The organism is Flavobacterium psychrotolerans (assembly GCF_003097635.1).
Lineage (GTDB): Bacteria > Bacteroidota > Bacteroidia > Flavobacteriales > Flavobacteriaceae > Flavobacterium > Flavobacterium psychrotolerans.
In genome coordinates this window covers 84,204-97,907 of the sequence record NZ_QCZI01000006.1, presented here as the reverse complement: position 1 = coordinate 97,907, position 13,704 = coordinate 84,204, and the positions used below count along the sequence as shown (strand labels likewise).

General features: G+C 34.4%; 12 protein-coding genes. 8 read left to right on the top strand and 4 right to left on the bottom strand.

Features of this window, described 5'->3' with window-relative positions; translation table 11 throughout:
* The first annotated feature begins 85 nt into the window (after window positions 1-85).
* From DB895_RS06460 to DB895_RS06440, 5 genes are all read left to right on the top strand, one after another.
* Window positions 86-2,887 (top strand): TonB-dependent receptor, encoded by a 2,802-nt coding sequence (locus DB895_RS06460; RefSeq protein WP_116724547.1) that lies wholly within the window; start codon window positions 86-88, stop codon window positions 2,885-2,887.
* Window positions 2,888-3,084: 197 nt separating this feature from the next.
* A complete protein-coding gene (locus tag DB895_RS06455; protein WP_116724546.1) occupies window positions 3,085-4,275 on the top strand; it encodes a hypothetical protein in 1,191 nt (396 codons plus the stop codon).
* A gap of 106 nt (window positions 4,276-4,381) precedes the next feature.
* A complete protein-coding gene (locus DB895_RS06450; RefSeq protein ID WP_116724545.1) occupies window positions 4,382-4,717 on the top strand; it encodes a T9SS type A sorting domain-containing protein in 336 nt (111 codons plus the stop codon).
* 97 nt (window positions 4,718-4,814) lie between these two features.
* Window positions 4,815-5,672 (top strand): T9SS type A sorting domain-containing protein, encoded by an 858-nt coding sequence (locus tag DB895_RS06445; protein WP_166426940.1) that lies wholly within the window; start codon window positions 4,815-4,817, stop codon window positions 5,670-5,672.
* 58 nt (window positions 5,673-5,730) lie between these two features.
* Window positions 5,731-6,738, top strand: a complete 1,008-nt coding sequence (locus DB895_RS06440) for a LuxE/PaaK family acyltransferase (protein WP_116724628.1) — start codon at window positions 5,731-5,733, stop codon at window positions 6,736-6,738.
* A gap of 21 nt (window positions 6,739-6,759) precedes the next feature.
* Here the strand turns inward: DB895_RS06440 and tyrS are convergent, their stop codons facing one another.
* On the bottom strand, window positions 6,760-8,055 hold the full coding sequence (gene tyrS, locus DB895_RS06435) for a tyrosine--tRNA ligase (protein ID WP_116724543.1): 1,296 nt from the start codon (window positions 8,053-8,055) through the stop codon (window positions 6,760-6,762).
* Window positions 8,056-8,199: 144 nt separating this feature from the next.
* On the opposite strand from tyrS, the gene DB895_RS06430 reads away from it, so the two are divergent.
* The gene (locus DB895_RS06430) at window positions 8,200-9,198 is read left to right on the top strand and encodes an NAD-dependent epimerase/dehydratase family protein (RefSeq protein ID WP_116724542.1); all 999 of its coding nucleotides are present in this window, start codon (window positions 8,200-8,202) and stop codon (window positions 9,196-9,198) included.
* 45 nt (window positions 9,199-9,243) lie between these two features.
* Here the strand turns inward: DB895_RS06430 and DB895_RS06425 are convergent, their stop codons facing one another.
* The 3 genes from DB895_RS06425 to DB895_RS06415 all read right to left on the bottom strand — a co-directional run bounded on the left by DB895_RS06425 (window position 9,244) and on the right by DB895_RS06415 (window position 11,927).
* The gene (locus DB895_RS06425; protein WP_116724541.1) at window positions 9,244-9,597 is read right to left on the bottom strand and encodes a DUF4296 domain-containing protein; all 354 of its coding nucleotides are present in this window, start codon (window positions 9,595-9,597) and stop codon (window positions 9,244-9,246) included.
* A gap of 228 nt (window positions 9,598-9,825) precedes the next feature.
* The gene (locus tag DB895_RS06420; RefSeq protein WP_116724540.1) at window positions 9,826-11,166 is read right to left on the bottom strand and encodes a dihydroorotase; all 1,341 of its coding nucleotides are present in this window, start codon (window positions 11,164-11,166) and stop codon (window positions 9,826-9,828) included.
* 35 nt (window positions 11,167-11,201) lie between these two features.
* A complete protein-coding gene (locus tag DB895_RS06415) occupies window positions 11,202-11,927 on the bottom strand; it encodes a polyprenol monophosphomannose synthase (protein ID WP_116724539.1) in 726 nt (241 codons plus the stop codon).
* Window positions 11,928-12,116: 189 nt separating this feature from the next.
* On the opposite strand from DB895_RS06415, the gene DB895_RS06410 reads away from it, so the two are divergent.
* On the top strand, window positions 12,117-12,782 hold the full coding sequence (locus DB895_RS06410; protein WP_116724538.1) for a DUF4271 domain-containing protein: 666 nt from the start codon (window positions 12,117-12,119) through the stop codon (window positions 12,780-12,782).
* A 20-nt stretch (window positions 12,783-12,802) separates the two neighbouring features.
* The gene (locus DB895_RS06405; RefSeq protein WP_116724537.1) at window positions 12,803-13,552 is read left to right on the top strand and encodes a uroporphyrinogen-III synthase; all 750 of its coding nucleotides are present in this window, start codon (window positions 12,803-12,805) and stop codon (window positions 13,550-13,552) included.
* Window positions 13,553-13,704 lie beyond the last annotated feature (152 nt).

Sequence of the window (13,704 nt, the reverse complement as noted above, 5' to 3'; positions counted from 1 at the left end):
ATTCCCGAAACTAAATGGTAATAATCGACTAACTTTTACTTTACAAATTGGGTCTAATTTTGCATAAAATAAAAACCCCAATAAAATGAATTTTAGAATATTGTTTATAGCATTATTGATTACGACTAGTTCTTTTTCTCGAAACCAAGGAACAATTACTGGAATTTTAACAGATAAAGATTTCAATAATATAGCCTTACCATCGGCAGTCGTATTAATAAAGGGAACCAACATCAGCACGAATACGGATGCTGAAGGCAAGTATTTGCTTAACGTTTTACCAGGGAATTACATCGTTCAGTTTAGCCTACCTGGATATGAATCTACCGAGGTATTGGTGACGGTAAAAGAAGGAGAAACGACGGTTATTAATGAAAAATTAGTTTCTGCAAGTTATAACTTAAAAGAGATTGTTATAAAAACTTCTAGAAATAGAGAAAAGGAAACTGCCTTATTGCTTGACCAAAAAAATGCAGTTGTTATTAAACAAAGTATCGGAGCACAAGAAATGTCTCGTAAAGGAGTTAGTGATGTCGAGGAAGGACTTACAAAAATCACCGGAATTACAAAAGTAGGCTCGAGAGGTTTGTTTGTACGCGGACTGGAGGACCGATACAACAACTTATTGATAAATGATTTAGCTGCACCAACTAACAATCCTTTCAAAAAAATCATTCCGTTAGATTTATTTTCTACCGATATTGTTGGGGTTATTGAAGTATACAAAACCTTTAACCCAAACATTTATGGAGATTTTGCCGGAGGAACTTTCAATATTCAAACCTCAAAGGGTTCAAAAAGCATCACTAAACTAAACATTGGGGTTGGTTATACCGTAAACAACAATTTAGAAAACTTTTTAATTGCCAAAGACGCAAATTCCACAAAAGGGTTCTTTGGCTTGACCGGAAATGACCGAAACCTTCCAGAATCCATAGGTAATACCCCTTCAAGTCATACCTTTACTGCTGATGAATCTTTAAAATCATTCAAAAGTGGGTTTGATGTTTCTCAAATTGGCACTCCATTAAATTCGAGTCTTGGTTTGTTGCATTCGGAAAAATTCAACCTAAAGAGCAATAAGACTTTCTCTTATTTACTTTCTATCAATTTTGACAACAATTATTCGATTAGAAACGGAGTGGAAAGAACTTTTACTAACAATCCTTCTGGCTTCACTTACAGAAACAACTTCGACAATACGGAATACCGATATAAAACATCACTGTCTTCTTTAGTAGGATTAAATTATACTACAGAGAGACTGAAACTTTCTTACAATACACTTTTCATCAGAACTACTGAAAATTTAGTTAAAGATCAATTTGGTGTAGCAGATTCAAACTCAAGCAACAATAATACTTTAATAAGAACCAATCAATTAGACGAATCTAATTATATAAACAACCAGTTATTGGGCGAATATGCATTGAATGAAGATAAAAGTCAAAATATAAAAGCGGCAGTTTCCTATGCGATTACTAAGTATGCGCAACCGGACAGAAAATTCTTTTCAGGAACAAGATCAGGAACAGACGATATTTTAGTTTCTGTTGCCGGAAATAATTTCATCAAACAGTATTTGGATATTTCTGGTGATTCTTATTTCTCAGGATTAGGAGAATACAGTTTGAAATTTGGTAAAACTGAAAAAAATAATATTTTCACGGCAGGATACAATGGAAATAGGTCTAACATGACCTCATCCTATCGTTTTATAACACCCGTAAACAATAGTGCTCCAAACAGTTTTACAGCACCGTTAAATTCATTGGATACGAAATTAAATGGTTATTTAGCTTCAAATGCCATTAGTTTTAGAGAAAGCTCCAATGCTACATATCAAGCAAAACTAAAGGAAACTGCCAATGCAGGTTATGCTAACTTGCTTTACAAGCTTGGAGAAAAATGGGAATTAAATGGTGGAATTCGTTTAGAAAACACCATGAGAGAAACAAAATACAGAACTCAAGGTTCTTTCTCAGATCCATTTAAAACTTTAAAATATGACAACTTGTATGTTTTACCCGCTTTAAATGTAAAATACGGTTTGAATGAAAATTCGAATCTGCGTTTTGCCACTGGAAAAACATATACAAGACCGGTAGTAATGGAATCATATCCTATTGAGTATATCAATGCTGATGGAACTTCAACAAAAGGAAATCCATTTTTAAAAAATAGCAGCAACTACAATGTTGATTTAAAATATGAATTATTCCCAACAGCAAAAGAAATTTTTGTACTTGGATTGTTCGGTAAAAAAATAGATCAGCCTATAGAAAGAACATTCATCTCTAATGCTGCGAATTCAACAATTACCACTTATTTAAATTCAGACAATGCGGTTTTATATGGAGCTGAAATTGAACTCCTATTCGATTTTGCAAGAATTGACAAAAGTTTATCTGATTTTTCTTTTGGATTTAACACTTCATTAATGCACACGAAAGTTGATGTGAAGCCAACTACGACTGACAGCGAAGGCAATGTGACCACATCAATCGAAACCTTTAAAAACAGAGAATTACAAGGAGCTTCAAAATGGCTGATCAATTCTGATTTAAAATACCAATTTGACTTAAGCGAATCTTGGAGCAACACGGTTTCATTAGTTTATTCTGTATTTGGAAAAAGAATTTATGCCGTGGGAACAGGGGGACTGGATCATATTTATGAACTACCGGTTCAACAGTTGGATTTCATTTGGAGCAGCAAATTATCAGATCATCTTGATTTAAAATTCAGTGCTGACAACCTACTTGATCCAATACACAAATCCGAACAAGGAAATAATGGAACTTCAATTATAGCTGAAAATTCGACCATAACAAACAGTTATAAAAAAGGAAGAGGATTCTCAATAAACTTAGGATATACCTTTTAACATATATCAATGTTTAAAATCAAAAGCTCTATTTATTTAGGGCTTTTTTCATGCTTAAAACTCCCATAACACACTTAACATTCGCTTCACATTTTAGTGTTTTTTTAGTAACCGTATTGTAATATTCAGCTAACACCCTTTATCAGGCTATCCTATACTTTTGACAAAATAAAAAACAACAAATAATACAATAAACTATGAAAACTACATTTTTTACATTGGCACTTGCTACTGGGTTATTTCTAAATTCTTGCACTAGTAATGACGATCCAATTGTGGCAACACCAGCGGCAACGGGAGAAATTACAGGTACAATAACTGCAAATCAAACTTTTGCATACGGAAATTACACTTTAAAAGGTATTGTTAAAGTTGCTTCTGGAGTAACAGTAACATTCGATGCAGGTTCTACAATTACTGCAAACAAAACTACTGGAGATAATGCATTAGTAGTTTTAAACGGAGGAAAATTAAACATTAACGGTACTGCTGACAAACCAGTTGTATTTACAGAAGCATCTGCAACTCCGGGTTCTTGGGGAGGAATCATCATGTATGGTGATGCTCCAATAAAAGCAATTGGAGGCGTGACTACTTCCACTTCAGAAGATGGAAACGCATTGCCATATGGAGGAACAAATGCTACTCACAACGGAGGTTCATTGAACTATGCCAGAGTTGAATATGCTGGAGCAAAATTAGCTGATGGTACAAAAGAAAATAATGGATTTACATTTTATTCCGTAGGTTCAGGAACAACATTAGACCACTTGGTTTCGTACAAAGGTGCTGATGACGGTTATGAATTTTTTGGAGGAACTGTAAGTATGACAAATGCCATTTCTTATGGTAACTATGATGATGCTTTTGACTGGCAAGATGGATGGCAAGGTCAAAACAACGCTAACTGGTATGCTTACCAAACGGGTAAAGGAAATTACGGAATGGAAATTGAATGTTCTAACAACAATAATTCTTTCTTTCCAAAAATAACTAATATCACTTTAAAAAGAGAAGCCGGATGTACGCCAGAAGTTGCTGGTGATATACAAGTTGATGCTTTCCAATTCAAAAAAGAAGGAAATGGAGATTATAGTAATATCATTATCTCAGGATATGGAGATTATACTGAAGGGACGACTGTTTACAAAGGAGCTGCTGTAAAAATTCAAGATGCTACAACAAATACCAATCAAGTTAATGGATCAAAAATAAAATTAACTAATGTGACCATCTCTTCAACTTCACAAATTACACCTGTAGGAGCAACTTCAAGCATTCTAGTTAATTTCCCAGTTGGAAATTTTGCAACAACTACAACTACTATTGGGGCTTCATTAAAAGCTGGTGGATGGGCAACCGTAAGTGGAGCTAGTTTGATTAAATAGTTTTAAGTACAACAGGAATAATTACTAAGCACCTCTTAAAAAAGAGGTGCTTTTTTGTGGCATACTATTTGAAATAATTTCATACCTTTACTATATATAATTTGCCATGTTAAAAAACTACTTTCATATTCTTGTTGTGCTATTTTGTTTCTTTTCTTGGAGCGTTTCAGCCCAAGATAGTAAACAACAATCTAAAACGCAAGATACTTCCATCGATGGACTGAGTTTTTATCCGAATCCCGTAAGCAATGGTAAAATTTATATTACTTCAAAATCGGCAGGAGACAAGGAAGTTACCATATTTGATGTCCTAGGGAAAAAAGTACTACAGACAATTCTTTATACAAAAGAATTGAACATTGCCAGTATCTCTTCTGGAGTTTATATCATAAAAATTAGAGAGGGCGAAGCCACTGCCACTCGAAAATTGATAATAAAATAGTTAAAATCATAAATTTGATGATTTTTTTACATTAATTGGCATTTACAAAGAAAAATACTTCCTATCTTTGAAAACTAAATATTAAAAAAAAATGAAAATGAAAAAACTTTACACATTATTATTAGTGGCAGTTGCGTTCACTGCAAATGCCCAAACAACAATTTCACAATGGAATTTCGATGATGCTGATCCTGCTAAAGCTCAACTTCCAACAACGGGAAGCGGAACTTTCTCACTTGTTGGTGGCGTTGAAGACAACCTTACCGCTGGCTTAATGCCTGCTGGTAATCCTAGTACCGGAAAAGCATATAGCGTAAAAACATTCCCATTAGCAGCTACTGCTTCAGGAACTGCTGGATTTCAATTCGCAGTAAGCACTGCAAATTTCTCAGGTATTTCAGTTAGTTTTGACCCAAGATCTTCAAATACAGCTTCTAAATGGCAACAATATCAATATACTGTTGACGGAACAAATTGGATCGTTCTTGGCAATAATGCTGGCGCTCTTGTAAACGCATTCCCTACAGCACCTATCTCAATTACTTTGCCTGCAAGTGCTGATAACAATGCAAAATTAGCCATAAGACTTGTTTCAATTTTTGATCCTGCAGGAAGTGATTATGTAGCCGTTGGAGCAACATCAACCTATAGTGCTGGTGGAACATGGAGAATAGACAATGTTACTTTTACAGGTACTTCTCTAGGTGTTAAACAAAACTCAATCTCAGGATTAAGCGTTTACCCTAACCCTGTAACTAACGGAAATTTATTCATTACATCTAACAGTAACGAAGTTAAATCGGTAGCTATTTTTGACGTATTAGGAAAACAAGTAGTAAAAACAACTACTGCTTCTAACCAAGCAATCAACGTTTCTAACTTGAACAATGGTGTTTATATCTTAAAAATCACTGAAGAAGGAAAAACTGCGACAAGAAAATTAGTGATCAAATAATTCATTTTCTTTAACATATAGAAAACTCCAATTGAAAAGTTGGAGTTTTTTTTATTTAATTACTTTTGCAAAAAAACAACACTTGATTACAGCATCCGACATATTTACAATTTCCAGTCAAAAGCAATTTGAAAAAATCGCGCTTAAAGTGTTTCGTTTCCAATACGATAACAATCGAGTATATCATGAATTTTGCAACCTTTTAAAAGTTGACAAACAAGAGGTAAAATCATTGCGGCAAATCCCTTTTCTGCCCATTCAATTTTTTAAAAGTCATGCCGTTATCTCTAATAAAAACCCAACACAAGAAACCTTTACCAGTAGTGGCACCACGGGCATGATTACCAGTAAACATCTCGTCACCGACATCTCTTTATACGAAGAAAGCTATCGTAAAGGATTTGCTCAATTTTACGGCAACATCGAAGATTATGTCGTGCTGGCCTTGCTTCCTTCCTATTTGGAACGAGAAGGATCCTCACTAATTTACATGGTGAAAGATTTGATTGAACAATCGAACAAACCCGAAAGCGGCTTTTACCTTCACGATCACGAAGCTTTAACTGAAAAATTGGTCGCTTTAGATTCCGCTGGGAAAAATATTATTTTAATTGGTGTAACTTATGCTTTACTGGATTTAATGGAAAGCAGTACTTTTCAATTAAAAAATACCATTATCATGGAAACTGGGGGTATGAAAGGCAAACGCAAAGAAATGATTCGGGAAGAATTGCATGAATTGCTTTGCCATGGTTTTGGCGTTTCATCCATTCACTCAGAATATGGAATGACCGAATTATTGTCTCAAGCCTATTCGCTTGGCAACGGCGTTTTTGAATGCCCACCATGGATGCAAATTCAAATTCGGGAAACCGAAGATGCGTTGGCTTATGTAGAAAATGGAAAAACTGGCGGCATCAATGTCATCGATTTGGCCAACATTAATTCCTGTTCTTTTATAGCTACACAGGATTTGGGTAAAAAAAATCCCAATAACTCTTTTGAAGTCTTGGGACGTTTTGACAATTCTGATATTCGGGGCTGTAATTTGATGGTAGTCACTTAGCCTCACTGGGGAAAATTGAAGCTAAACCACTCGAATCACAAAATAATTCTTTTTTCCACTTTGCAACAATACAAATTGATTATTGATTAAATCCTTGGCAGAAAGTATAAATTCTTCAGTAACTTTTTCCTTATTTACTGAAATAGAATTGGCGGTCAAAGCGCGTCTTGCTTCTCCATTAGATTTCATAAAACCTGTTTTTTCATTCAAAACGGTGACAATGTCAATGCCTTTTTCAATATCATTTAGAGAAACTTCTGCTTGAGAGACACCCTCAAAAACTTCCAAAAATGTGGTTTCATCCAATTGCTTCAAACCATCTGCCGAGGTATTTCCGAACAAAATATTTGATGCCTCAATTGCTTTTTCTAAATCTTCTTTTGAGTGGACAAAAGCAGTTACTACTTCGGCTAATTTTCTTTGCAAAATCCGTAAATGTGGGACAACTTGATGTTCTTTTATTAAGGAATCAATCAATGTTTCATCCAAAAAAGTAAAAATTTTAATGTATTTCTCTGCATCAACATCAGTAGTATTCAACCAAAATTGGTAAAATTTGTACACCGAAGTTTTATCAGCATCCAACCAAATATTCCCGCCTTCAGATTTTCCGAATTTTGAACCATCCGCCTTTGTAATGAGCGGACACGTCATGGCATATGCTTTAGCACCATCATGGTTCATTCTACGAACCAATTCTGTTCCCGTTGTAATATTTCCCCACTGATCACTTCCGCCCATTTGAAGCAAACAATTGTAGTGTTTGTGCAAATGATAAAAATCATAACCCTGAATTAATTGGTACGTGAATTCCGTGAACGACATTCCCTCTCCATCTCCTGTTAAACGTTTCTTAACAGAATCTTTAGCCATCATATAATTTACGGTAATGCGTTTTCCAACTTCTCGGGCAAAATCGATAAAGGTGAACGTTTTCATCCAGTCGTAATTATTGACCAGAATCGGGGCATTTTTTTCCGTTGAATTAAAATCTAAAAATCGCGATAAAACCTTTTTAATCCCAGCTACATTATGATTTAAAGTTGCCTCGTCTAAAAGATTTCTTTCGTCGGATTTTCCTGAGGGATCACCAATCATTCCTGTTGCCCCTCCAACTAATGCAATGGGTTTATGTCCAAAATGACCCAAGTGAACCAATAGAATTATTGGAACCAAACTCCCAATATGCAAAGAATCTGAAGTGGGATCAAATCCTATATAAGTTGCTGTCATTTCTTTAAGCAATTGTTCTTCCGTTCCAGGCATAATGTCGTGAACCAAACCACGCCATTGCAATTCTGCGATAATATTCTTCATTTTATATGCTAATTTGCGCAAAGATAAAATTTAATGTTGATTTACTTGTCAGTTGGCAATGAATTGCTCGTGAGATAATTTGTTTATTCGGTTAAATGAAAAAATAATTCGTAATTCGTAATTCATAATTCGTAATTTCGCATCATGGTTTTAGTAACAGGGGCAACAGGTTTATTGGGTTCGCATTTAGTGCTGCATTTGTTAGAAAATAACGAAAGTGTTCGTGCTATTTATAGAAACCCTACTGCAATTGACAAAACGAAATCTCTATTCACTCTTTATGATAAAGAATATCTCTTTGATAAAATTGAATGGGTTCAAGCTGATATTACTGAAATTCCTTCATTGGAAATTGCTTTTCAAAACATTGATTCCGTTTATCATTGCGCCGCTTTGGTTTCTTTTGATCCCAATGACGAAAAACTACTCCGCAAAACAAACATTGAAGGAACTGCAAATGTGGTGAATTTTTGTTTGGATTATCACATAAAAAAACTGTGTCACGTCAGTTCCATAGCCGCTCTTGGGAATCTAAAAGAACATGAGAATATCTTTACGGAGGAAACAGAATGGAATCCGGAGAAATTTCACAGCGATTATGCCATCTCTAAATATGGAGCCGAAATGGAAATTTGGAGGGGACAACAAGAAGGCTTGCAGGTTGTTATCATAAATCCAGGAGTCATTCTGGGTCCAGGTTTTTGGAAAAATGGAAGCGGATTGATTTTTACCAAAGTAAAAAACGGACTATCTTTTTACACTAAAGGAGCAACCGGATTTATTGTCGTGAATGATGTCGTGAAAATCATGACTCAATTGATGAAAAGTGAGATTGTAGGAGAACGATTTATTGCGGTTACAAAAACTATTTCTTTTGAAAACGTATTGAATGCAATTGCAAATGCTTTAAAAGTAAGACCCCCGTCAATTTATGTAAAACCATGGGTGACAGAAATTTTATGGAGAATCGATTGGATTGTATCCACTATTTTATGGAGAAAAATAAAACTCAGCAAATCTATAGCACGCTCGTTACACATATTCGATTCTATTTCAAATGAAAAGGTAAAAACCGCCTTAAACTATAAATTTCAAGATATCGAGGAATATTGTATTGAGATTGGCACCTATTGGAAAAAATGATCTTTTATAACACGCCAATCATGATCCGTTATTCGAGTCAAAACCTCATTTTTTATTCGCTTTACTCTCTATAGAATCCAGATAACTTTTATTTTTTTCTATTCTTTTACCCACTTCTTCATACATTTTTTTGTAATTTGAAATATCAGATGCGTAAAACTGTGTGCTTTTTACAAATTGCAGACTGTCTATTTTATATTTTTTACAAACAAATTCATTCGAATTTACGTTTTGTAAATTTGCGGGATTGTGTACTTTTATTCCTTCTAAAAGTGCCAAGTCATAAATAATGTCAACCATTTTATCTTCTTCGATAAGATTTTTAGGCTTACTGATTCCGGTATCTTTACAGCTTGTCAGTAAAAATAAAAAACTTAAAAGGGCTAAACCTGTTTTCATATAGGTGAATTTATTTGGTAGCGTTCATGTATTTTATCACCTTTTCATTTATTAGCGTTTACTTCTCCGAATTTTATTTTTTAATCGGGGTTCGGAGAATTTCATTTGTTTGCAACAAACTTGCTGTTGGTGGTGACTTAATACGTGTACTAATTATTTTCGTATTCAATATTTTCAATTGAAATTTAGAATCATGAAATTTCAATTTTTAATTAATTTTCAAAAAAGTTATCGATTAAAAAGTAATCTTTTCCCTTGGGGAATTTCTTTTACTTTGAAATTATTATACACCAATTGGCCGTTGACGAAAGTATGCGTGATTCTAGACTTAAAAGTAAAACCTTCAAAAGGAGACCAGCCACATTTAGCTAAAATATTTTCTTTTTTTACACTCCAAGGCAATCCCGAATTTACAATAACCAAATCAGCATAAAATCCAACTTTTACAAAACCTCGCTTTTCAATTTTAAAAATTTTGGCCGGATTATGAGCCATTTTTTCCGCAATTTTTTCAATCGAAATTTTACCTTGATGATATGCTTCAAACATTGCCACAACGGCATGCTGCACTAGCGGTCCGCCAGACGGCGCTTTCAGGTAAGGCTGCTTTTTTTCTTCTAAAGTATGTGGTGCATGATCTGTTGCCACAACATCTATTCTCCCATCATTCAATGCTTCCCAAAGCACTTTCCTGTCGTTTTCAGTTTTAACCGCAGGATTCCATTTGATTAAATTACCTTTGGTTTTATAATCTTCATTTGTAAACCACAAATGATGAATACAAACTTCAGCGGTGATTTTTTTCTCCTCTAACGGAATTTTATTGGTCAACAAATCCATTTCCTTAGCCGTAGATAGATGGAAAACATGCAAACGGGCGCCTGTCTTCTTTGCCAAGGCAATTGCTTTTGATGAAGAAATGTAACACGCCTCTTCACTGCGGATCAAATGGTGCATTGTAACGGGAATATCATCGCCATATTCCGCTTTGTATTTTTCCAAATTGTTTTGAATTGTAGTCTCATCCTCACAGTGTACGGCAATCAACATGGGGGTACTTGAAAATATCTTTTCCAAAACCGCCTCATTGTCCACCAACATATTACCAGTAGACGACCCCAAAAATATTTTTATCCCAGCAACATTCTTTGGATCTGTTTTTAGAACTTCATCTAAATTATCATTGGTTGCGCCCATCATGAACGAATAATTCGCGTAAGATTTGACCGAGGCAATCTGGTATTTTGCTTCTAATATTTCTTGGGTTACTGCATTAGGAATCGTATTGGGTTGTTCAATAAAGGAAGTAATACCACCCGCTATGGCGGCTTTCGATTCTGAAGCAATATCACCTTTATGAGTTAATCCTGGCTCTCTAAAATGAACCTGATCATCAATTGCACCAGGCATCAAGTAGTTCCCTTCAGCATCAATGATTTTTGTAGCGGCCGATTTTGCACTGATAGATTCCGCAATTTCAACAATGAATTCATCTTCAATCAAAACATCACCTTCAAAAATGGTTCCTTCGTTTACTATTTTGGCATTCTTTATTAAAATCCGATTCATTAATTCTTTACTTTTTAAATGTAAAAAGACTGGTTCTATAATTGACTAAATAATTTTCTGACTTTTAAAGATATTACGCCAAAAACAGCTTCTTTAATAATGGAATTGCTCATTTTTGACTGTCCTTTTGTTCGGTCGGTAAATATTATTGGGACTTCAATAATTTGGAAATTTTTGGCATAGGCTCTGTATTTCATCTCAATTTGGAAAGCATATCCAATAAACCTAATTTTATCAATATTGATGCCTTCCAAAACTGATCTGTTATAACAAACAAACCCTGCGGTAGCATCATGAATTTTCATTCCGGTAATTATTCTAACATAAACGGAAGCAAAATAAGACATCAATACTCTGTTTAACGGCCAGTTAACCACATTCACCCCGGTCACGTATCTTGAACCAATAGCCATATCGGCAATGCCAAAGTGACAAGTATCGTATAGTTTTTCCAGATCGTTAGGGTTGTGTGAAAAATCAGCGTCCATTTCAAAAATATATTGGTATTTTCGAGCTAAAGCCCATTTAAAACCATGAACATAAGCGGTTCCTAAACCTGATTTCTTTTCTCTCTTTTCAAGAAATAGCCTGCCCTCAAATTCTTGCTGAAGTGTTTTTACCCTATCGGCCGTATGATCCGGAGAATTGTCATCAACAATCAGAATATCAAAAGGTTTATGCAACGAAAGTACCGTTCTAACAATGCTTTCGATGTTTTCAATTTCGTTATAGGTAGGAATTATGACGATGCAGTCGCTCATTTTTTGTTAAAATTTCAAGCAAAAATAATCTTTTTAAAGCAGTTGCGTCTTAATAATTTTATAATAAAACAGATTTTTTTTGTAATAAAGCACTAACAAAGAAATAATTCAAATATTCGCAACCAAACATAAAAACAATAAAAAACAAGACAATGAATCCCATATTTATTTAGTAATTTTGTATCCGTTATGATTGAGACCATATTTCATCCCCGAATTGTAGAAAACAGAGACTGGGCAACTCTTTTATTTATACTTGCGTTTGCATTAATCGCACTCACAAAATCTGTTTTTGAGGCACGTTTCAGTGATTTTCTAAAATTAATTATTTCTGACAAATACATTAAAATTTATAGGGATAGTAGCAATTTATTGAGCGGGTTTACAATCGCCCTATTTATCGTACAGTTAATTTCTTTGGCCTTTTTCATTCAATTAACACTCCATTATTTCGGCTATGCCTCGAAGACCGATTGGATTGTTTTTATCCAAATAACCACATTACTTTTCGTATTTATCTTTTCAAAATACTTGATTGAAAAAATTATTTCCACTTCATTCAAGATTGAAGAATTCATGGAACAGTTCAATTTAGCCAAAGTAAGTTACAGAACTTATATTGGCTTACTGATTCTTCCCGCTGACATTATTTTATTTTACACCAATATTTTAACGAAAAGTATAATTTTAACGATTATCCCCATTATTCTGGTCACATACGTAATAACCTACGCTCAATCATTAAAAAATTATCAAAATTTAATATTTGGCAAGTTGTTTTATTTTATTTTGTATCTTTGCGCACTTGAAATAGCACCTTACTATTTTATGTATTATTGGTTTACAAAAAGTTAGCATATTAGAAATTATCAAATATGAAAGTGAAAACAATTTTGGTGTCACAACCAGAGCCTAAAGTAGAGAATTCCCCGTATTTTGAGCTACAACAAAAGCATAAAGTAAAAGTTGATTTCAGACCGTTCATACATGTGGAAGGAGTAAATGCGAAAGACGTCAGACTCCAGAAAATCGACCTTCACAACTACACTGCAATCATCTTAACGAGTAAAAATTCCGTTGACCACTTCTTTAGAGTGGCAGAAGAAATGCGCTACAAAGTACCGGAAGGATTGAAATATTTTTGCCAATCAGAAGCAGTCGCTTTTTATCTTCAAAAATATGTGGTGTATAGAAAACGTAAAATCTATGTGGGTCAGAAAGATTTTGCCGACATGTCTCCCTTAATAAAAAAATACAAGGACGAAAAGTTTTTGTTGCCTGCTTCTGATCAGTTGAATGCGGATGCACCTCTTACGCTAAACAATCTTAAAGTAGATTGGACTCAAGCCATTTTTTACAAAACCGTAATGAGTGATTTGTCTGATTTGGCCGATGTTTATTATGATATTTTGGCGTTCTTTAGTCCAACTGGAATAAAATCATTATTTATGAATTTCCCTGGTTTTGAACAAAACAATACTAGAATTGCGGTATTTGGAAGCACGACTCAAAAAGAAGCATTAGAACGCGGTTTACGAATTGACATTCTTGCTCCTACTCCAGAAACACCCTCAATGACTATGGCGTTGGAAAAATACATTAACGAGGCCAACAAAGGGAAATAAAATTTGAAATACACTTCAAAAAAATCACGTTTTTAACGTGATTTTTTTTGTTGCAGACCGATAGAATTCAATTTATTATGAAACAGAAAAATGCTTCCTGAAAGGGAAGCATTTTTTTGTTTCAGCAGAGAGGAAGGGACTGCTTATACTGC

Bases quoted from the DNA above. Each gene is read 5' to 3' on its own strand.
- DB895_RS06455 (WP_116724546.1), top strand. From the start codon at position 3,085: ATGAAAACTACATTTTTTACATTGGCACTTGCTACTGGGTTATTTCTA.
- DB895_RS06445 (WP_166426940.1), top strand. From the start codon at position 4,815: ATGAAAAAACTTTACACATTATTATTAGTGGCAGTTGCGTTCACTGCA.
- DB895_RS06420 (WP_116724540.1), bottom strand. From the start codon at position 11,166: ATGAATCGGATTTTAATAAAGAATGCCAAAATAGTAAACGAAGGAACC.
- DB895_RS06415 (WP_116724539.1), bottom strand. From the start codon at position 11,927: ATGAGCGACTGCATCGTCATAATTCCTACCTATAACGAAATTGAAAAC.
- DB895_RS06460 (WP_116724547.1), top strand. From the start codon at position 86: ATGAATTTTAGAATATTGTTTATAGCATTATTGATTACGACTAGTTCT.
- DB895_RS06410 (WP_116724538.1), top strand. From the start codon at position 12,117: ATGATTGAGACCATATTTCATCCCCGAATTGTAGAAAACAGAGACTGG.
- DB895_RS06450 (WP_116724545.1), top strand. From the start codon at position 4,382: ATGTTAAAAAACTACTTTCATATTCTTGTTGTGCTATTTTGTTTCTTT.
- tyrS (WP_116724543.1), bottom strand. From the start codon at position 8,055: ATGAAGAATATTATCGCAGAATTGCAATGGCGTGGTTTGGTTCACGAC.
- DB895_RS06425 (WP_116724541.1), bottom strand. From the start codon at position 9,597: ATGAAAACAGGTTTAGCCCTTTTAAGTTTTTTATTTTTACTGACAAGC.
- DB895_RS06405 (WP_116724537.1), top strand. From the start codon at position 12,803: ATGAAAGTGAAAACAATTTTGGTGTCACAACCAGAGCCTAAAGTAGAG.
- DB895_RS06430 (WP_116724542.1), top strand. From the start codon at position 8,200: ATGGTTTTAGTAACAGGGGCAACAGGTTTATTGGGTTCGCATTTAGTG.